The organism is Agrobacterium sp. DSM 25558 (assembly GCF_900100825.1).
Classification (GTDB): Bacteria; Pseudomonadota; Alphaproteobacteria; order Rhizobiales; family Rhizobiaceae; genus Agrobacterium.
On the sequence record NZ_FMUD01000013.1, the window covers coordinates 13,227 to 34,074 of the forward strand.

16 protein-coding genes are annotated in these 20,848 nt (G+C 54.3%); 11 read left to right on the top strand and 5 right to left on the bottom strand.

Translation table 11 applies throughout. From position 1 onward, the window contains the following. The first annotated feature begins 38 nt into the window (after nt 1-38). Together araD and DSM25558_RS12760 are read left to right on the top strand one after the other, a co-directional pair. Nucleotides 39-1,784 carry an L-arabinonate dehydratase gene (araD, locus tag DSM25558_RS12755; protein ID WP_077105146.1) on the top strand — a complete coding sequence of 582 codons (1,746 nt, stop codon included), beginning with the start codon at nt 39-41 and terminating at the stop codon, nt 1,782-1,784. A 28-nt stretch (nt 1,785-1,812) separates the two neighbouring features. Continuing rightward, the gene (locus DSM25558_RS12760) at nt 1,813-2,538 is read left to right on the top strand and encodes a ribonuclease activity regulator RraA (RefSeq protein WP_077105147.1); all 726 of its coding nucleotides are present in this window, start codon (nt 1,813-1,815) and stop codon (nt 2,536-2,538) included. A gap of 87 nt (nt 2,539-2,625) precedes the next feature. On the opposite strand, the gene DSM25558_RS12765 is transcribed toward DSM25558_RS12760, so the two are convergent. Both DSM25558_RS12765 and DSM25558_RS12770 read right to left on the bottom strand, forming a co-directional pair. Next, a complete protein-coding gene (locus DSM25558_RS12765) occupies nt 2,626-3,507 on the bottom strand; it encodes a beta-1,6-N-acetylglucosaminyltransferase (protein WP_077105148.1) in 882 nt (293 codons plus the stop codon). A 603-nt stretch (nt 3,508-4,110) separates the two neighbouring features. Continuing rightward, nucleotides 4,111-4,335, bottom strand: a complete 225-nt coding sequence (locus tag DSM25558_RS12770) for a hypothetical protein (protein WP_244554183.1) — start codon at nt 4,333-4,335, stop codon at nt 4,111-4,113. A gap of 190 nt (nt 4,336-4,525) precedes the next feature. On the opposite strand from DSM25558_RS12770, the gene DSM25558_RS12775 reads away from it, so the two are divergent. From DSM25558_RS12775 to DSM25558_RS12785, 3 genes are all read left to right on the top strand, one after another. Continuing rightward, the gene (locus DSM25558_RS12775) at nt 4,526-6,607 is read left to right on the top strand and encodes a carboxy terminal-processing peptidase (protein ID WP_077105150.1); all 2,082 of its coding nucleotides are present in this window, start codon (nt 4,526-4,528) and stop codon (nt 6,605-6,607) included. Between the two features lie 147 nt (nt 6,608-6,754). After that, nucleotides 6,755-7,747 (top strand): glycosyltransferase family 2 protein, encoded by a 993-nt coding sequence (locus DSM25558_RS12780; RefSeq protein WP_077105235.1) that lies wholly within the window; start codon nt 6,755-6,757, stop codon nt 7,745-7,747. Beyond that, nucleotides 7,747-9,909: a glycoside hydrolase gene (locus tag DSM25558_RS12785; protein WP_077105151.1), complete on the top strand. Its 2,163-nt coding sequence runs from the start codon at nt 7,747-7,749 to the stop codon at nt 9,907-9,909. The genes DSM25558_RS12780 and DSM25558_RS12785 overlap by 1 nt, the downstream gene beginning before the upstream one ends. A 1-nt stretch (nt 9,910) precedes the next feature. Here the strand turns inward: DSM25558_RS12785 and DSM25558_RS12790 are convergent, their stop codons facing one another. Continuing rightward, nucleotides 9,911-10,999 (bottom strand): hypothetical protein, encoded by a 1,089-nt coding sequence (locus DSM25558_RS12790; protein WP_077105152.1) that lies wholly within the window; start codon nt 10,997-10,999, stop codon nt 9,911-9,913. Next, entirely contained in the window at nt 10,996-12,285 is a 1,290-nt protein-coding gene (locus DSM25558_RS12795; RefSeq protein ID WP_244554184.1) for a lipopolysaccharide biosynthesis protein, read from the bottom strand. The genes DSM25558_RS12790 and DSM25558_RS12795 overlap by 4 nt, the downstream gene beginning before the upstream one ends. A 216-nt stretch (nt 12,286-12,501) precedes the next feature. On the opposite strand from DSM25558_RS12795, the gene DSM25558_RS12800 reads away from it, so the two are divergent. Genes DSM25558_RS12800 through DSM25558_RS12815 form a run of 4 tightly spaced genes read left to right on the top strand, consistent with a single transcriptional unit; the run spans nt 12,502 to nt 17,216 of the window. Next, on the top strand, nt 12,502-13,881 hold the full coding sequence (locus tag DSM25558_RS12800) for a GumC family protein (RefSeq protein ID WP_077105153.1): 1,380 nt from the start codon (nt 12,502-12,504) through the stop codon (nt 13,879-13,881). Next, a complete protein-coding gene (locus tag DSM25558_RS12805) occupies nt 13,881-15,215 on the top strand; it encodes an O-antigen ligase family protein (RefSeq protein WP_077105154.1) in 1,335 nt (444 codons plus the stop codon). Before DSM25558_RS12800 ends, DSM25558_RS12805 begins: the two co-directional genes overlap by 1 nt. Then, on the top strand, nt 15,199-15,969 hold the full coding sequence (locus DSM25558_RS12810) for a polysaccharide deacetylase family protein (protein ID WP_077105155.1): 771 nt from the start codon (nt 15,199-15,201) through the stop codon (nt 15,967-15,969). Before DSM25558_RS12805 ends, DSM25558_RS12810 begins: the two co-directional genes overlap by 17 nt. 11 nt (nt 15,970-15,980) lie before the next feature. Then, nucleotides 15,981-17,216, top strand: a complete 1,236-nt coding sequence (locus DSM25558_RS12815; RefSeq protein WP_077105156.1) for a glycosyltransferase family 4 protein — start codon at nt 15,981-15,983, stop codon at nt 17,214-17,216. Between the two features lie 6 nt (nt 17,217-17,222). On the opposite strand, the gene DSM25558_RS12820 is transcribed toward DSM25558_RS12815, so the two are convergent. Then, on the bottom strand, nt 17,223-18,101 hold the full coding sequence (locus DSM25558_RS12820) for a methyltransferase domain-containing protein (protein WP_077105157.1): 879 nt from the start codon (nt 18,099-18,101) through the stop codon (nt 17,223-17,225). 179 nt (nt 18,102-18,280) lie between these two features. On the opposite strand from DSM25558_RS12820, the gene DSM25558_RS12825 reads away from it, so the two are divergent. Continuing rightward, entirely contained in the window at nt 18,281-19,435 is a 1,155-nt protein-coding gene (locus DSM25558_RS12825) for an acyltransferase family protein (protein ID WP_083716438.1), read from the top strand. 131 nt (nt 19,436-19,566) lie between these two features. After that, the gene (locus tag DSM25558_RS12830) at nt 19,567-20,823 is read left to right on the top strand and encodes a glycosyltransferase family 4 protein (protein WP_083716439.1); all 1,257 of its coding nucleotides are present in this window, start codon (nt 19,567-19,569) and stop codon (nt 20,821-20,823) included. Nucleotides 20,824-20,848 lie beyond the last annotated feature (25 nt).

The window sequence follows — 20,848 nt, forward strand, 5'->3', positions numbered from 1 at the left end:
GCCACCTTTCCCCGTTTATCCCGCAACAGGTTATCGCAATGCCAGACATCCCCACCAGGAAGACAACTGAAACGCTTCGAAGCGCACGATGGTTCGCACCCGACGACCTGCGCAGCTTCGGTCACCGCTCGCGCATGATGCAGCTCGGCTATAGCGAGGAGGATTTTCGTGACAAGCCGATCATCGGCGTTCTCGACACTTGGTCCGAACTCAACACCTGTCATGCCCACTTCAGGGAGCGGGTGCAGGACGTAAAGCGCGGCGTGTTGCAGGCTGGCGGCTTTCCGGTCCAGATGCCGTCGCTTTCGGTAGACGAAAGTTTCACCAAGCCGACGTCCATGCTCTACCGCAATATGCTGGCGATGGAGACCGAGGAAATGATCCACTCCCATCCGTTGGACGGTGTCGTTCTGATGGGTGGCTGTGACAAGACCACCCCCGGCCTCGTCATGGGCGCGATTTCGGCCGGTATTCCGATGATCTATCTTCCTGCCGGTCCAATGCTGCGCGGTAATTATGCCGGCAAGATTCTCGGCTCCGGTTCGGATGCCTGGAAATACTGGGACGAACGCCGGGCGGGTAACGTCACGGACGAGGAATGGCTGGGCGTTCAGGGCGGCATTGCCCGTTCGGCAGGAACATGCATGACCATGGGAACGGCCTCGACCATGACCGCAATTGCAGATGCCATGGGGCTGACATTGCCCGGCGCGTCCTCCATTCCCGCCGTCGATGCGAACCACCAGCGCATGGGTGCGGATTGCGGTCGGCGAATCGTCGAGATGGTGTGGGAAGACCTGACGCCTGATCGCATCATCACGGAAGCTGCCTGCCGCAATGCGGCGGTCGTCGCCATGGCGACCGGATGCTCCACAAATGCCGTGGTGCACTTGATTGCCATGGCCCGGCGCGCGGGCGTCGATCTCACCCTCGACCATCTTGACGAACTCGGCCGGGTCACGCCGCTGATCGCCAATGTTCGCCCGTCCGGCAAGGACTACCTCATGGAAGACTTTTTCTATGCGGGCGGTCTGCGGGCTCTGATGAAGCAAATCGAAGACAGGCTCGATCTCTCCGCGATGACGGTGACTGGCCGCACGATGGGCGAAAACCTCGAGGGTGCGAAAGTTTATAATGACGATGTCATCCGTCCGCTGACGAACCCGGTCTATCATGAAGGTTCGCTTGCAGTGGTGCGCGGTAATCTCTGCCCGAACGGTGCCGTGATGAAGCCTGCGGCCTGCGACCCGAAATACCATGTGCACCAGGGGCCAGCGATGGTTTTCGACAGCTACCCCGAGATGAAGAAGGCGATAGACGACGAAAATCTCGATGTCACGCCGGAGCACGTTCTGGTGCTGCGCAATGCCGGGCCGCTCGGCGGGCCAGGTTTCCCGGAATGGGGCATGTTGCCTATTCCAAAAGCGCTGATCAAACAGGGCCATCGTGATATGTTGCGCATTTCGGATGCACGCATGTCGGGGACCAGCTACGGTGCCTGCATCTTGCACATTTCACCCGAAAGCTTCGTTGGTGGCCCGCTGTCTCTTCTCCGCAACGGCGACATCATCCGCCTCGATCTCCCTAATCGCAGCCTTGATATGTTGGTCGACGCCGATGAGATGGCCCGCCGCAAAGCCGCATGGCAGGCACCTGAACCCCGCTTTCAGCGTGGCTATGGTTGGATGTTCTCACGCCACGTAACGCAGGCTGACCAAGGCTGCGACTTTGATTTTCTCGAAACCGGTTTTGGCAAATCTGTTGGCGAGCCGGATATTTACTGAGTCGACCATCATACCAAAAGGAGCCACCATGACCGACTATGTGCTCAGCGACGCGACCCGAGCCAAATACAAGAAAATTTCGACAGCCTCGATCGCCACTGCACTCTTCAAACGAGGCTTGCGCAACCAATTCATTCAAGGCGTCGTACCCGTTGCCCCGAAGGCCGAAACCATGGTCGGTCAGGCTTTTACCCTGCGTTACATTCCCGCGCGTGAGGACCGCAATCCGATCACGATATTCCGCAACCCCGACCATCCGCAACGGGTTGCCATGGAAGCCTGCCCACCCGGTCATGTGTTGGTAATGGATGCTCGCAAGGACGCCCGAGCCGCAACGGCGGGCTCCATCCTCATCACCCGGCTCGCCTATCGGGGCGCTGCCGGCGTTGTCTCAGATGGCGGATTCCGGGATGCAGCGGGCATCGGCACGCTCGACATGCCCGCTTATTACGCAAAGCCCTCCGCCCCCACCAACCTGACGCTTCATGAGGCGATGGACATCAACGTACCCATTTCCTGCGGCGACGTCGCGGTCTTTCCCGGCGACGTTCTGGTTGGTGACCGTGATGGCGTCATGGTCATTCCCGCGCATCTTGCGGAGGAACTCGTAGACGAATGCGCTGGCATGGAGAGTTTCGAGGATTTCGTCATGGAGCAAGTCAAAGCCGGAGAACCCATCATCGGCCTTTACCCCTGCACTCGGGATGAACACCAAAAGAACTATGAAGCTTGGCGCGCAAAAAACGGTCGTTGATGCTGTCTAGACTCAATGAGTCTAAGCGGATTGTGAAAGAGGGTCGCGCTCGAATACAAACGGGTTTGCGACCCTCGTTACGATAGATCAGGCAGCTGTAGACGGCATCAATTCAAGATGGCCGTCTGGGATAAGCGTTTGCTTTGCGAGATGCCGCTCCAGTATCGTCAGGATATCGTAATCGACGCTTTGGTCGAATTTTCGTGCGAAGAGGTTGGGGCTTTCCTTCAAAGCAGCAGCATCCTCCCGCAGATAGGTTCTTGGCCGCAATTTTATGTCACCGTCCGGCACCCAGTCGATCATGCGCAGGTCGTCGTTGATCACCTCACCGTGCACTGATGTATTCATCATGACGGTCTGGAAAAACCCTTCGTCGGCGATGAAGGTGTTTTTGTAAAAGTCTTTGTACCGCTCGACGCGCACATCGTTGCATACGAATGAGCAGAACTTCCGACTGGTGATGATCCACTGATTACCAATGTAAGGCGTGACGTCCGCGAGGAACGCCCTCATGGTTGATGTCTGCTCGATCCGGTCACCTTTTTCGATGACGAATTCACCAATGCGGCGCATCGTATCGGGACGATATTTCTGCTGATCCTGAGCCTTGATATATTCGCAATTCGGGTTCTTACGCAGATAAGCCTTGATCTGGGCCTGGGTTTTCAACGGAAAGTCTTGGCCGCTCAGATTGATGAAGTGGCTCCAGTTCCTATCCATTGCGAGGAGGTGTTCCATGCCGCGAAGCTCGGCATCGACCAGACTGTAGCCTCCCCATAGTGCTGCACGTCCTTCCATGACCTCAGCATTGGGGTAGGGGCGCAGAAAATCACGTATCTCGGCATCGAGCGCAAAACCGGAATTCTTGTCGACATGGACAACATAGCTGTTGGCTGGATCGTAAATGGCTTTGAAGAGGCGCTTGAACTGTTCAGGAAACCGGTGAACGAGGATCAGATATCCGATCATGCCTCAACACCACGCGGGGATTTCGCGCACCAAAATGCGTCCGACTTGACGTATGCGTCTTTAAACGCCTCACAGGAAATGGTTGTCATGATTGATCCTTTCAGGATCGGGTGACGATCGTCACCCAATTTTGCGCAGCACCAAAGTGCGGAAATAGAACGAAAACACGTAGATCGCCACGTAAGTGAGCTTCACGGACAAGCGCTAAGAGCTTTAGTCAGCGTCGATATTCAGAGGCAGTTTGTTGCGATAACGTGGAAGATAATCAGCTCATCAGAGTTTGCTGATCTGGATATGCCCCACCCTCGCCAGCTTCAAGAGAACCCGGTACCCTCCGGAAGTCCGATGATGCTGTCGACAATAGCAACGACAAACTGCGCAGATGCAGGGCAGTTATCGTGCAATTGGGAATGTTCAAGAAGGATCCAGTTCTGGTCTGACCGGTGACTGCAAGATCACTTGTCATCACTGTTAACACCAAGCCGTCATTTCATTGCATAAATTCGCACAGGCGAGTCCGGCAACTGGCATCCGCCGCGTTGCGCTCGCTTGGCGAAGCATCTCCTTTGCGCTTAGACCAAATTCATCCTGACGTTGTGGGGTTCAAAGCCTGCGCGCTTCTAGACGCCGCTTGTCGCGCTCCACATATTCAAAGCCTAGATTTGTCAGGCGGAATTGGCGCTTCTGAAATTCGCCACGGATCAGTATGAAGCCCTGTTCTTCGGCTTCACCAAGTGTTTTCAGGCTCGTGCCTTTCGGCGGCGATTGCCAGTCCACGCCCACGGCACTGTGAAGTAATACCATTATCTTTATAATTTTCTTCTCCATGGCTGATGCATAAGGTCGTGTTGCCGCCCATTTACCACATATCCGTCGTCGCGATTGTCCATAAACTGGGGCTTGGACGATCACAATTGCTGGATTTAAGACAAAAGGGGCATCCACGCTTGAGAAAATATCGTATTTGCTCTTTACGATGATGCAAATAGTTCAGGCTGCCCATAAGGAATAATGCTGGATGCGCATGAAGTACGGTTTTGTTGGCTTAATTTTGTTGGTCGCGTCTTCAGCTTTTTCTCAAGAGCCTGCGGCACCCCCTGTTTTGGCACCGTCAAAAAGCCAGGCTGCTGCGGCCAGTCTGAGCGCGCAGTTTCTCGGACGATACGCCTATAAGCCGGTTCCGCTGGATGATGCCTTGTCGGCAAAAATCATGGACAAGTTTATCAAATCCCTCGACCCGGATCGGATGCTGTTCATGCAGTCCGACATCGACAAGTTCATGGTAGGCCGCACCAGCATCGATGATGCAATTCTGGGTGAAGATCTCAAAATTCCATTCTCGATTTTCAATGTCTACACGCAACGGGTTGTGGATCGTATGACCTATGCGCGCAGCCTGCTGAAGCAAGGCTTCGATTTCAGCGTCAAGGAAGACTACCCTCTGTCTCGTGACGACGCGCCTTGGGCACAGTCGAATGCGCAAAGCAATGAGCTTTGGCGCAAGCGGGTCAAAAGCGACTGGTTGCGTTTGAAGCTGGCGGGTCAAGCCGACACAGCCATTCGCGATACGCTGGACAAACGATATAAAAATATTCTGGACCGCGTTTATCCCTACAAAAGCGACGATGTATTCCAGACATTTATGGCCGCCTATACGACGGCGGTAGACCCGCATACCGACTATTTCAGCGCCGCAGCTTCCAATGAGTTCGACATTTCGATGAAGCTCTCGCTGGTCGGCATCGGTGCCGTGTTGCAGGAGCGCGATGGTTACACCACGATCCGTGAGTTGGTTGCCGGTGGTCCGGCGCAATTATCCGGCAAGTTAGCGGTTGGGGATCGTATCATTGGTGTCGGTCAGGGCGAGGATGGTGCCGTAAAAGAAGTCGTCGGCACTCGTCTTGATGAAGTCGTACAGATGATACGCGGCGAAAAGGATTCCGTCGTACGCCTGGATATTTTGCCAGCCGACGCGGGGCAGAGCGCAAACCATCGTGTCATCAGCCTTGTACGAGACAAGGTAAGCCTTGAAAAGCAGGCCGCGCAGAAGTCCGTCGTGCCTGTCGTGAAAGACGGCGTCACGCACAAGGTTGGGGTTATTACGCTACCGACGTTCTACGAGGATTTCGACGCACGTCGAAAGGGCGATAAGAATTACAGAAGCGCAAGCCGCGATGTGGCCAAGCTGCTTGGCGAACTGAAACAGGACGATGTCGATGGTGTCTTGATCGACCTTCGCGATAATGGTGGCGGTTCTCTCGCTGAAGCGATTGATTTGACGGGTCTATTCGTTGGCAAAGGCCCTATCGTTCAGCAACGTGACGCGGAAGGCAAGATCAAGGTCGAAAGTGACGATCTCTCTAAGCCCGCCTGGGCTGGCCCCGTGGGCGTTTTGATCAATCGTGGTTCAGCTTCAGCGTCTGAAATTTTTGCGGCGGCAATTCAGGATTACGGTCGTGGCGTGATCATTGGTGAACCAAGCTTTGGTAAAGGCACCGTACAGACGGTGGTTGACCTTGACCAAGTGGCGCGCAACAGCAAGCCTGAGCTCGGCCAGTTGAAATTGACCATCGCGCAGTTCTTCCGAATCGATGGTGGCACGACACAGTTGCGTGGTGTGACGCCAGACATCAGCCTGCCTGGCCTTTCGGACCCAAAAACTCTTGGTGAGTCCAGTTATGACAACGCCTTGCCATTCGATCAGATTAAGCCGGCGAGATATGCAGCAAACGACAATATGGCCAAGCTGCTGCCACAGCTGAGAAGCCGTCACGACGACCGGATCAAAAACGACAAGGCCTTTCAGCGATTTGTCGAGGATGTCGCCGATCTCAAGACCCAGCGTGAAAAGCGCACTATCTCTCTCAATGAGGCTGAGCGCAGAAATGAAATGACGGAGCTGACGAACCGCCTCAAGGCGCGTGAGCAGGCAGATGACGGTATGCTTCGGAATGAAGACGATGGTCTGCAAGCAAATGAGCGTAGTTTGAGTGCCAATCTGGCAATTGAAAATGCGCGGAAAAACGCAAAGGACGTGTTGCGCGATGAAGCCGTCGCAATTGTTTCCGATGAGGCGAGTTTGCTGCAAGGAACACGATAGGAACGTAGCGAGCTCTGTCAGATAGAGGCGTCGTAGCATGCATCTATCTGCGGGAGGGCAACATTAAGCATTTAAGAAAAGTTTGATATACGTTTCAGCAGGAACGTGTAATCTTGGAGCATCGCTTCTTGGTTGCAGGATTTTGATTTGAAAATATCGGTCATCCTTAAAACGCTTAATGAAGAAAAGCGGATTGGTGCCGCTATCGAAAGCGTCATGACGGCGCTTGCGGGTCTGGAGGGCGAGATTATCGTCGCCGATAGCGGATCACGTGACAGAACCGTTGAAATAGCGTCCGGATACCCGGTTATCATCGCGCAAATTCAAGCGCCGGCCAAGCCGAGTTGCGGCGTTGGTCCCCAGCTTGGTTTTCAGTATAGCAAGGGTGAGTTCATCTGCCTGATGGATGGAGACATGTTGCTGGACGCGGCGTTCTTGCCTGCTGCTTTGGATTATCTGCGCGAAAACCTGAAGGTGGCGGGTGTCAGCGGTCACGTGAACGAGGTCAACCTCGACAACCTTGAATTCACCCGACGAGTCCAGAGAAATGCGCCTGAAAACCGCAGCGGTGTTCTTGATCGCTTGAATGGCGGTGGGCTCTACCGACGAGCGGCAATTGAAGAAGTCGGCTATTTCTCTGACCGTAACCTCCACGGTTACGAGGAGTTCGATCTCGGGCAACGCCTTCGCATGCGTGGTTGGACGCTCTACCGTATGGATAGGCGTTTCGTGGATCACTTCGGCCATAGCATCAACTCCTATGTGCTGCTGACCCGTCGCTGGTCTTCGAAATATCTGCGGGGCGTGGGAGAGCTCCTACGCGCGGGATCGGAACAGTCCAGGTTCAAGGCTTTGACAGACGAACTTTCGGAAATCCGATTATGGTTCGGTGTCTATCTATGGTGGGTGATCCTGCTGGGTTGCCTGATTGCGGGCTTCTATAATGTGTGGGGATTTGTTGTTTTCCTCGCCGCCCTTCTGCTTCCCGTTGTTCTTATGAGCATCAAGCAAAAAAGCCTGTCTCTGGGATTTTATGCCGTTGTAGCGTGGTGCTTTCACGCTGCTGCATTACCGCTTGGCTTCTTCGGGGCTCGTCAGCCGCCGGATAAATGGATTGAAAGCAGGTTGTTAAAATCCTGATGAAAACTGCCTTTTTTACCAGTCTGGTCGCCTGCCTGCTGGTTTGTCAGCCCGCTTCTGCTGCCGATTGGCTTTCAGTGCGAGAGACATCGCTTGAGGTTCAACCGGGGAGCCCGCTGGACTTTTCCGGTATACTGCAAAACCCGCCAATCGATGACACTGCCCGCATCGTCATCAACTCTGCCGGAAAGCTGGCGACGGTTGAAGACCGTGAGACGCCGCTTCGGTTTCTCTGCGCTTCACTTGCTTGGAGCCCAGCGTCTGGAGGCTTTCCGGATCATCAAACGGCAGATCTTTATGCCGCTCAGTTGAAGATGCACGGCTATAATATTGCGCGGTTCCACTATGTAGACGCGGCCTTGATGGAAGGTAGGTCAAATGATTTCGACATCAATCCGGAGGTCCTGGATCGCATTCATTATCTGATGGCAGCGTTGAAACGGAATGGCATCTACTGGATCATGGACGGTCTTAGCTCCTCTCGTGGTGCTTATGGCGGGTTCAATGATCGATGGGAGGTGAAGGGTGATCTCAAGCTGGGGGTCCAGATCGATGAGGCCGACTTCGATCATTGGCTCAAGTTCCAGAAGATGTTTCTCGCAAACGTCAATCCTTACACCGGCATTGCGCCCAGTCGCGATCCTGCGCTGGTGGCAATAGTTCCGTTCAATGAAAACGGACTGGAATTCGACTCTATGATGCAGGAAAGTGAGCGCGGTGCGCCGTTTTCCGAGCGTCTCAAACCGCTGTTCGATGCGTGGCTTGTCCAAAAATACGGTACGTCGGAGCCGCTCATTCAAAAGTGGGGTCGTTGGCTGACCGAGGGCAATCTGGACGATCGGTCTATTGCTCTGCCGACCAACCGCTATGAGCGCAGCGAGCGTATGCGCGATCTGCAATCCTTTTTCATCGATGTGGAGCAGGGGGAAACAGCCAAGACGACGCAGTCGCTCCGCGACCTCGGTTTCCAGGGCATTGTCCTCCCCTACAACAACTGGCCAACGATCCAGACAGGCATCACTCGCAGCATTCAGGATGCGGTTGCCATGAACACCTATCAGGACTGGGTCAATTCCTATGCTCCCGGCACGGAAATTCAGGACAAAAGCTCGTTGGAAGACGGGCTGCTTTATCTCAGAACAATAGGCGCTGCGCGCTGGTTGGGGCGTCCCTTCTTCGTTACCGAGTATGATCACCTCTTCTGGAATCCCTACCGGTACGAGGCCGGTCTGGCTGCGCCAGCCTTTGCTGCTTTGCAGGATTGGGATGTGCTTTGCAGACACGCTCATGGCCCGATTGTCCTCTCCTATGGCGAGGATTTTCCGCACAAGAAGCAGATGCTTCCCTATGCGATAGCACTTGATCCGGTCGCCCGGGCTGGTGAAACGCTTGCCGCGCTGGTTTTCCGCCGTGGGGACATGAAATCTGCAGCGCTACGCATACCGTTTCTGATCAATGGCCAGTCGGGTCTGCCTCAAGGCATCAACGACATGGAACCGGAGATGCTGACCCGTCTCGGCTTGCTCGGCGCAATTGGCCTGCAATCGCAGCAAGAGCATCAGGAAGACGCGATTTCGGTTGCAGCAGTGCGTGACGGCCAAACACCTGAGGGCATCGTTTCGCAACTAAAGCAACGCGGAGAGTTGCAGATGTGGCACCCCGCCGATCTAGAAGCGGGTCATGTTTTAAGCCAGACCCAGGAATTGCAGCTGGATGCTCCGGAAAAAACCTTGGCCCTGCGCTCACCCATGACGGAGGCACTCGCCTTCGACAAAATCGATGCACCTTTCGATCTGGGTTTTGCAACAGTGCAGGCTGCAAACGGGCGGGGACTATTCGCGATCTCTTCGCTGGATGGGCAGCCATTGGAACAGAGCAAGAGGATGCTGCTCATCCTGGCTTCGGACGCTCACAACACCAACATGAAGTTCCGTGATGCAGAAGAACGGATCATCGAAGATTTCGGGCGTTTACCTGTGATGATCCGCCGTATGGATATTGGTCTCCACTTTGAAACCGGCAGTGACGTCAACATTTCTCCAATAGGTCTGGATGGGCGTGTCCATCCTGTGCTCATCACTACCAACGGGGGAGAAGCGATCACTCTTACCAATGACGTACCAAGTGGTCCCACGACCTATTTTCTCGTGGAGCGTAATTAGGTTAGTAGAAATCGCGAACCAGCCTGCTCCAGCTTTCGCCTGCGATACCACCCACATAGGCCTGGCCGTTCTGCATTGCCTGTTTGAATTCGTTTGAACGGGACGCCGCGGAGACGCCGGTTATATGACGATACCAGATGCTGTGATGCTTCGATAATGACGGTATCATCTCCGGTCTGACCTGTGCCGAAACGAATGCAAAACCGGCGTCTTTCAAAGCTGCAAGGGTTGTGTCGAGCACCTCGTCCTGCTTTCCGTTTTGCGCGAGAAGATCGAGTATCTGGGCTTCACCGCCAACGGCACCGACGAAGGAAAAGACACCGCATATGTCTCCGTTCTCATCATGCACCTGCGCAAGAACAAGCTTGCCACGACCGCTTGGGCCGCTCGACATCTTGATCGTCCACTCAAGGTCGCCAGCGGTGTAAACGGGTGCCACCCCATAATTAGCCAGAAATCGATTGGCACTGGTTGCGTAACCGTCAGGCGTGGCTTCGGTGACGCTATAGCTGGAGGCATATGGTGTGCTGACGAGGGATGAAGGCTTTGGCAACGGGCCTGCGCCGAGCTTGAAAGGCAGCCGTGATGAAATACGGCGTCTCATGTAACCACCGGCAGCGGTGATGGGTTTGAAAACTTTGTACCATCTCAGTCCCTGAACCGGCAGCTCGATACCGCCGATCGCTTTCATGTGAGAGATGCTGACAGGTGCCGCGCTGTCGGAAAAGCTGATCTGACTGGCCTTAGGACGCAGCTGAAAAATGAGTGCGGCAATGCTGCGAGGATTGGCATCTTCGGCGGCCATAAAGGCACAAGCCAACCGGGCGATCAGGGTCTCTTCCCCAATTCTATAGGTCAGGGGCAAAATGATGAGCGCGCTCTTCACGCTGCCGGAGCCATCTGCAGAGACCATGGTTCCGTTTTCGGGCTCATAGTTGGGGTGTGAGAACAGGAGTTCCGACATATAGGCGTTCACGTCGCCCATGTCCGGCTTGGAGCGTTTGCGAAAAACGGATGTGAACAGAGCGGCGATCTGGGGCACATCAGCTGGTTCGGCAGGTCTGATCTTGGTTGGCTGATCCGATGTCATGCCTTCACCTCCTGACTTTTTGCTAGTGAGCGTGCGACATGGATTTTCACGACAATCCATGCGGCTATGACGATGCTCAGCTCAATTGTGTATCCGGCAATGAAAATGCCGTAGGGCGGCCAAGCCCATGCTGCCAGACCGATAAGGATGGCACCGATGCCGTTGGACAGGTTGAGAACCCAGGCGCGTGACGAATGCTGACCCGCCGCTCCCAGCAAATCGACGGCAATGGACCAGACGGCAACAAAAACGATCAGCCACGCCATGATCCGCAGGAAGTGCGGTAGAGACACATATTCCGGCCCGAAAATCAAAGGCATGAAAGACGCGGAAATGAAGATCATAATCGCAGCAATGAGGCCAAGGGCGAGAGCGACGCCCAGTATGCGGATCGTCAACCGGAAAGCGTTGTGGATACCGGACATGCTGGCGACCGCAAGCCGCGGATAAACGAGCCGGTTCAGGGCATCGATGGCCATGTAGCTGCTGTCGGTAATTCTGCGCGCTACGCCATAGCTTCCCACGACGTCGGCTCCGGCCACAAAACCCAATACGAGCAAGTCGACATTCTGCCTGATGGCACGGAAGATGAAGGGTGTTGCAAACAGCAGTCCAAGGCGGATTTCATCGCGCTCGATAACATATTGAGGACGACCGATGCGAAATGCGAAATAGGCATAGAGAACAAGGGTAAAAACGTGCGCGGCAAGCTGCCATGTCGCCCAGCTTTCAACGGTCTCGACCTGAAATACAAGGCAGGCAAGGGCTGCCACCGCGGTGCGAATGAAGGCAAAGCCGACAACAGACGCGTTGGCCGCACCGTATCTCGAGTGCGCGAGAAAGATGCTTTCTCCCAGCATGATCAATCGAACCAGCACGACATTGGTCAAGACCAGTTGGAACGTAGTCCAGACACTTCGCGCCGTGGATTCACCAAAGGTGATGAACTCCGGCAAAATGGTGGTTCCCAACGCCACCAACACAGCGCCACTTGCCAAAGTCAGGATAAGATTGTGGCCGAAAATGCGCGGAAAACAGGTTGGGTCCTGTGGTACGCGTCGGACAAGGCATTCGGATGCGCCAAGCCCGCACAGATGCACGGCGATGCTGGTGATGGCGATGAAAGCGACATAACGACCGAATTCTTCTGCCCCGAATGACCGTGCAAGAATTGCGAAAGTGACGAGTTGTGCCGCGTTGGCGATCAACAGGCTGGCCGAGGACGCGCTGTAGGACAGCAACATCCCTATCAACCGTGGCTTGTCCTTTTTCCCGCTGGTCATCATTTCGTTTATCTCCATGCCGCAAAAATGGATGTGCTGTAAACGATTTATCAGCGGACTATGTGATTTAGTAAGATCGTATATAATGAAAACGTTTCGTTTTGATTGATATAGGGGTTACGGTAACGCATGTATGAGTACCCAAGCGAGAAGCGGGCGAGACCCGTTTTTGATGATGCGTCGCCCCGCGCGAACGCTCATGCGAGAGGTTTTACATCTGTGGATTCCTTGATAACGCCCGCAAAGCTGTTCGATTGGCTAAGGCGCGGCCTACTTATTATCGCGATTTTTGCACTTGTGGGTGGTGTCCTGGCGGTCGGTTTTGGCCTTGCCGTCAAGCCGCGTTATGCGTCCAGCATGGATATTCTTTTGCCGCCGCCCACGGGGCAGGTGGTACCCAACGAGTTAACGACGCCAAACATTCAGAGCGACGCACAAATTCTGGATATTTCCAGCAAGCTGCTTTTGATCACATCAGGAAACGTGCTGCGTAGGACGGTCGAGCGGCAGAACCTTCATCAACTGCCTGAGTTTAATTCCGCGGCAGATACCGAAGAAGGCATGTTCGATTGGCTCAAGCCCACGCCGCCAGCCGCCGCAGATGACGGTGTGGTCGTCGCCATGCGCAACCTTGCCAAACGTATCAAGGTCGCGCGGCAAGGCGGAACCTACCTCGTCTCCATCAGTCTTTGGACGCGCGACCCTGAGCGCTCCGTTGCCGTGCTTTCCACTTTGGCGCAGTCTTTCCGGGAAGAGCTTGAGGCAACCCAGACCGATCTTGCAAAAAACGCCAGCGTCGCACTTTCCAATCGGCTTGAAGAATTGAGGCTGGCGGTCACGCAGGCTGCAAATGCTGTTGTGCAGTTCCGTCAGAACAACAATCTCCAGAATCTGGGAGGCACCGGATCGGTCAACATTCAAAGCGTCTCGCAGTTGAACACACTTTTGAATGAAGCCTCGTCGCGTCTATCCGATGTACAGTCGCGCTACAGGAAACTCAGCCAGCCGATCGCCGATGGCGTGGTCCCCGCCGATACATTGGACTCACCCACCCTCGTTACGCTTCGGTCCCAATACAGCGTGCTCAAGCAGCAGTATGAGGAACTGGCGCTGACCTACGGTGCGCGCTATCCGAAGCTGGTCAGCACACGTGCGCAGCTCGGCACGCTTCGTGCGGAGATGGCGCGGGAAACCGAACGGTCGCTACAGGCCATTCAGGTCGATCTGGATCAGGCGGAAAATTCCGTGACGACGCTGCGGGCGCAGCTGGAAGAGGCGCAGAAGCGTGTTTCGACCGACGATAACTCACAGGTTCAGCTGCAGGAGCTGGAGCGTAACAGCCAGGCAAAGGCAGCGCTTTACGATACATTCCTCAAACGCGTCGGTGAAACCAGCGAGCAGCAACAGATCAGCGTCTCCAATCTGCGAATTGTCACAGAGCCGGTGCCGCCTGAAAAACGAAGCTGGCCACCGCCGACTTTGCTATTGGCGATCGGTGGTCTCATCGCCGGCCTGATACTCGGCGTGATATCGGTCCTGTCGACACGTCTTTTCGTGCTCCTTCGGCAAAACAACTGGCGCTTTGAGCGGGCAAGCTGATGGCTGCAACCACGGCATTGGGACGCGAAAAGACAGACATGCAACAGAAGATCAGGACCTTGGTCTTCATGGGGCTTTTTCTGTTTTTCTGGATAACCACCAATCCGTTTGTCGATCTCGTCACCGTGGAAGCCAGCGGCTCAGATGCCACGGGCGGTTCCAATGCCATCAACCAGCTAACATTCCTGGCGCTGACGGTGTTGACGATCTATGCCGCCATTACCCATCCGTTGCGATCACAAATCTGCCAGCCGCAAATTCTTGTCATTGCGCTTTTCTCCTGGTTTCTGATTTCGTCCGGGCTTTCAAGCCATCCCACGGACGCAATCAAGCGAACGATCCTCGCTATATTGACCTGCGCCAATGCAGGCATGTTCCTCCTGCTGCCTCGCTCGGAACAGCAGTTTTCCCGCCTTCTTATGATAGGCACCGCAATCACGCTTGGGATCGCTTATTTCGGTGTAATTTTTTTGCCCACACTTTCCATCCACCAGCCGACCGAACTCATCGAGCCGATGAATGCGGGTTTTTGGAGAGGGCAGTATTCCCATAAAAACCTGGCCGCAGCCGTTATGCTCGTTGCAGCTTTTTTCGGATTGTACCTTCGTAGCGTCGGCTGGAAAAAAAGCGGTCTGGCCATCGTTATCTTGTCGGTCTTCTTTCTGATTCAGACAGGCGGAAAATCCTCCACGGCGATGCTGCCTCTGATCCTCACTCTCCAATGGATATTCGAGAAGTTTCGCTGGAGCAGATGGCCAATCGCGGTGGGCGGTATTCTGGCGTTCAACCTGCTGGCGCTGGGAGCAGCCCTTTCGGAAGGCTTTCGCGGTCTGATCGCGTCGCTCGGTGTGGACCCAACCTTCACGAACAGAACCGATATCTGGAAGATCGCGTTTGACGCCATCGCTCAGTCACCCATTCTGGGTTACGGCTTTCAAGGTTTCTGGCAGACCACGGATATCACCCAAAGTTCCGCCGGTCTGGAAACCTGGGCAGTGAAGGCGTTCAACGGACACAATGCCTATGTCGACGCACTTCTGACAACCGGGATTCCTGGGCTGATGCTCACCGTCGCACTGGTCATTTTCGTGCCTTTGCGCGCTGTCGGAAGGCTGGGTGCAGCTTCAAACAGTCCGGCTCTGTCGCGCCTGTTCATGCGTGTATGGCTTTACGTTATCTATGCGGGCTGTCTGGAGGTCATCTTTTTCCAGAGTGGTAGCCCGATCTGCTTTTTCCTGCTGGTGTCCATTTTTGGATTGGAGATGCAGTCTCGAATGAACCTCGTCAACAACAGAAAAGACATGTGGGAGCGAAAACATGCCGGTGCTGTCTGAAGTTTGGCCGAAGCTGAGATACGTGCGGGAACGGCTGGTGGAAAGAGCCGTGCGGGCCCTGCCAGTTTCCACTTTGAACGTAACGTGCACACGCCCTATCGTTTCCTTCACATTCGATGATGTTCCGGAAACGGCGCATTCCGCCGGGGCGCGTATTTTGGAGGATAATGATGTCCGAGGGACATTTTATATTGCGGGAGGCCTTTTGGGGAAAAGGGAGCCAGACCGGGAGTTGATTTCCGCGCAAGGATGCAGGTCGTTGGCCGAGGCCGGGCATGAAATCGGGTGTCATACCTTTGCTCATAAGGCCGTCGGTACGGTGACGGGAGCAGAGCTGCAAGAAGACTTAGACCGGAATGCGGAACTGCTTGATGGGTTTGATCCAGATATAGATCAGCGGAGCTTTGCCTATCCTTACAATCAGGGCTCACTTCGTCACCGTAAGGTTTTTGCAAAACGATACGCAACAGCCCGCGGCGGCGGAGATCGTATCAATCGCGGAGTGGTCAATCGATCCTATCTTTGGGGAATGGAGATCAGACAGCCCGAAACCGACGCGCTCTTTCTAACCAGCCAGATCGATGCTGTCGTCGCAGAGCCTGGCTGGCTTGTTTTCTTCACCCACGACATCAGCGAAACGCCGACCCCCTACGGCTGTACGCCCGGTACTTTTTCCACGCTGGTGCGCTACGCTGTCTCAAAAGGCTGTCTCGTTTTACCGGTGCGTGACGCCCTCCAGCACATAAACGATTGAGGAGCGGCGGGATGGGGAACACGTTGCTCGCAATCAACAATTACTTCTACCGGCGGGGCGGGGCGGAAGCGATCTTCCTTGACCAGATCGATATGTTCGAGCGTGCTGGCTGGCGGGCCGTTCCGTTTTCGATGCAGCATCCGAACAATCTTCATTCAGATTGGTCTTCACACTTCGTGCCGGAAATTGAGTTCGGCAATCAGGGTGGGCTGCTCAAGAAAGTGGAGCACAGTCTGGAGGTCATCTATTCGCGAAAAGCGCGTGCAAGCCTAAGCAGCCTGATCGATCAGGTGCGGCCCGATATTGCTCATGCGCACAATGTCTACCACCATATCTCCCCGTCGATATTTCCGCTTTTAAAGCAAAAGGGAATACCGACGGTCTTGACGGCACACGACCTGAAACTTGCCTGTCCTGCTTACAAGATGCTTTCACCAAAAGGCATCTGCGAGAAATGCAAAGGTGGCAGAATCTACAATGTTCTGGTCAATCGTTGCATGAAAGAGTCCGTTGCTTTGAGTGGCGTCGTCATGGTGGAAACCGCTGTTCACCGGGTACTTGGTCTTTATCGCCATTATATAGACAAGATCATCGTCCCAAGCCGATTTTATCAGGCGAAGCTGATGGAATGGGGATGGCGTGCCGACCAGCTGGTTTACATTCCAAACTTCGTAGAACAGTCGATCAGTGAACGCCCCGTGACGGTGGATGAGGGTGATTATTTCCTGTTCGCAGGACGTCTGGCACCCGAAAAGGGCATTGCGACTTTGATCAAGGCTGCGGGAATATCCGGGCAGCGTCTGCGGATCGCGGGTACGGGACCGGATGAAGCAGATTTACGTTCTTTGGCACAGCAAGTCGGGGCTGATGTCGAGTTTCTGGGATACCTCACCGGTCAGGCGCTTCACGAGGCCATTGCGGGTGCAAAAGCGCTGGTTCTGCCGTCAGAGTGGTATGAAAATGCCCCCGTCAGCCTCCTTGAGGCCTATGCGCTGGGCCGCCCCGTTATCGGAACCAATATCGGTGGTATTCCCGAACTGATCCAAGCTGGAAAAACCGGACTGATAGCAAAATCGTCCAATCCTGATGATCTGGCCCGAGTTTTGACCTCGATGGACGAACTGTCCAAAAGCATGCGGCAGGAAATGGGCAGAAGCGGTCGTCTGTGGGTCCAGGAGGAGTTTTCGCAAGCCGCTTATCTTGATCGAACGACTACGCTCTATAGGGAGCTTGGTGTTCGACCCTGATCATATTCAAGGGTAGCGGCTGATGACGACCGCATCCAGCATATGCATGTCCATCTCTGGCGTGTCGAATGGCTTTGCAAGCCCTGCCATCAGCTTCTTACGTTGGTCTTCGGGGATGGATTTCGCCGCTATGACGTGAACATCCACCCAACCATTTCGCTCGAATGCGTGGACATAGTCTATGGGCCGCTTGCGGTTTGGTTGGCCGGGGAAGGCAAGCAGAGAGTAGAGCCATGTCGGGAAGCGATAGATGTTATTGGGATCCCGCTGACGAATGGCGTTCGTGTGGGTCTGAAGATCGACGATATGCAGGCTGACGCAGCCGCTCCGCGCGACCTTGGTCAAACCATCGATCGTTGTTTCGATGGCATCGAAATGTTCGAAGGCAGCGCAACTGAGAATAAGATCGAAGGTTTTCTTCTGGCACAGCGCAGGAATATTAAAACCGGCATCCACATGATACTGAAAATTGGATGATGCGCCTTGTAGTGCCGCCTGCGCGATCTCGATGTCGTCCTGTTTCAGATCGCCATTAAAGCAGGCAATGGCGTCACGGGGAAACTCTGCCGTTTCGTCGGCTGCCAGTGCGAAGGCATCGACCGCTGTATAGGTTTGCGCACCATGTGCCAGCAACAGCGCACCTGTTGCCAGTGACGATCCGGGTCCGAGTTCCAGAACCGAGCGCCCCCTGACGGAAACATCGGGAGGCAGAAATCGCAGCCATGATTGCACAACGTCGTGGACATAGTCGATGCGTGCATCTCTGTCATCGGCCGATACGGTGTTCGGTTTCCGATAGCCCAACAGCCGGTGTTTTGCCCACACCCCGATCAAGATCACAGCGCCTGTCAGCGTGAAAAGCAAATTCCGTAAGAAAATCGGCATCCCATATCCATGCAGCTTGGAGTTAAAAATAAGTCTACGCCGTCGACCATACGTGGTGTCGGAGGCTTACAATTTTAAAGCGGACTTAGTTATTTTAGAATTTACTTCTATATGATTTATTTGCATGCGGCGGTTGAGCGGCATTTCCTGCAATCATTTCAACGAAAAGGCGTGGTTCGATGCAGTCTTCAGAAGGCACAGCAGGCGGATCGACCGCTCCCATTACGGTCATTATTGATCAGGGCAATTCGCGCAAACCGGCCAATCGGTATGAAAACATTGATGCGCTTCGTGCCATCGCCGCCCTATCGGTGGTGGTTCAACACTTCTTCGGAGATATCATTCACGAAGCGACCAATCCGCAGGGCATCGCCTATTACGTCGCGACATTTAGTGTCTCGTATTTCGATGCAGGCCGCTTCGGCGTGGTTCTGTTCTTTCTCATCAGCGGGTTTGTGGTTCCCTTCAGTATCAAGGGTACCAACCCGCTTCATCGCTTTGCAGTCTCGCGTTTTTTCCGACTGTTTCCCGCAATGTGGTTGGCTCTGGCCTGCCTTGCCGTCGCCTCTGCAATGCATGGTCAATGGCCGTCTTTGCCGACTTTTCTCGCGAACATGACCATGCTCCCTGCTGTCTTCCGTCAGCCATGGATATCAGGGGCCTACTGGACGTTGACAATCGAGATCCTATTCTACGTCCTGTCTGCAGGCCTTTTTGCGTTGGGTTTTCTGTATCGCCCAGGGATTGTTGCGGTTTTTGCGATTTTACTTGCGTCAGCGACTGCTATTCCCATTCTTTTGCGCTCCGTTGGTGTCGCGATGCCGGTACAGTACCTCAGTCTGCATGTGTCCTTTCTTTATCTCGGACTGCTTTTACGGATGACGCTGGTGGATAAACTCCCGGGTGCTTTCATCGGCAGCGCCTGCGTGTTGCTGGTGCAGGCGGTCGTTCTCCTCACCATCGGTGACTTCTCACTTTCGCGGCAAGATGGCTTCTTCTTGGTTGGCACTCTGCCGATTTTAACGAGTTACCTGGCCGCCCTATGTGTCTTTGTGGTTTCCGTCAAAACGAGCGCGCCACACAATGCCACCCTGTCGCGTCTGGGGGCGCTCAGCTACTCAATCTATCTTTTCCACGGCATAGCCGCGCTTTTGGTGTTCGCGTTTCTGCCGCTCACCGGCACTTGGGCTGATTTTCCGATCGGGATCATCAGTCTCGTGTTGACCCTCCTGATCTCAGTGCTCGTCTATGACTATTTGGAGAAGCCAATGGTCAACCTTGGGTATAGGTATATTAGGCGCGAGGATAATACTGAGTCGAAGGTTTCCGCTTAGTGTTTGGGTTTGGTGCAACTGCGCCGTTTACTATGCCAACAGTACGAAACGATCAAATTCCGAAAAGACTCGCCTCCGCGCCAATTTAAGTTATTATATCCTAATGTTCTAATATGAATTAGGAGGGCGCTATGAATCATGTCTCTACGGTAAAATCTCAGCCGAAGCTTGATGCGAGTGGAAGCGTTCGTCCCCACCATGAACAGGTCCATATGCTGGATTCCATGCGCATCTGCATGATCGGTCTGCGTGGAATACCAGATGTGCAGGGCGGCGTTGAGACACATGTTGAGCAGCTCGTATCCAACCTGGTGGACCTTGGCGCTGATGTTCACGTCTTTGCCCGCAAGAATTATGTTGCCGACACCCAACCTTATGTGTGGCGCGGTATTACCGTTCACCCGCTTTGGGCACCCCGCAGCACACGCCTGGAAGCTATTGTCCACACGGCGCTTGCTCTGGTCAAAGCAAGGCGTCTCAACCCGGATATCGTCCACATTCATGCCGTTGGCCCTTCTCTGGTCGCGCCACTCGCACGTCTGCTCGGCTTAAGGGTCGTTTTCACCCATCATGGTTATGACTATGATCGGGAAAAGTGGAACTCGTTCGAGAAGCGGATATTGCAGCTTGGAGAGTGGGCGGGCATGAGGTTTTCCCACGCGCGCATTGCAATTGCGAAACATATCGCAGACCGAATGCAGAAGGATTTCCAGTCAACCGTTCATTTTATTCCCAACGGCGTCAAGGTTGATACGACAAATCTGGAAGACAGCGTTCTACAGGAATTTGGCTTGCAAAAGGGACGCTATATCCTTTTGGTGGCTCGTCTCGTCGCTGAGAAACGTCAATTGGATCTCATCGAAGCCTTTGCCAGAACGAACTTGAAAGATACCAAACTGGTTTTGGTCGGCGGCGGCGATCTGGACAGTGATTATGTCGCTGCTATCAAGGCCCGTGCCAAATCCACAGCCGGTGTTGTGCTCACCGGCGTTCAGTCAGGGCGCAAGCTCGCCAGTCTTTTCGCGAATTCGGGGCTTTTTGTTCTGCCGTCGAGCCACGAGGGAATGCCAATCGCGCTTCTTGAGGCCATGGCGCACGGACTTCCGGTTCTTGCCAGTGACATCGAGGCAAATCTTGGTCTGGCACTTGATAACAGCTCGTATTTTCCGCTCGGAAATATCGAAAGGCTGGCCGAACTGCTCCAGAAAAAAATGGAAAACGCGCCTGTGGAGAGCATGTCACAACACCAGAGCTCCAGAATCTTGTCGAAATATGATTGGCGGACCATCGGTTTGAGAACTGCGGAAATCTACAAGTCGATCGCCTCGAAAAATCCGCAAGGTGTTTACCGACAAACCAAGCGTGACCCGGCACCGGCTACGCGCTAAAGCGTCCTGGCTATTTTGAGATGGC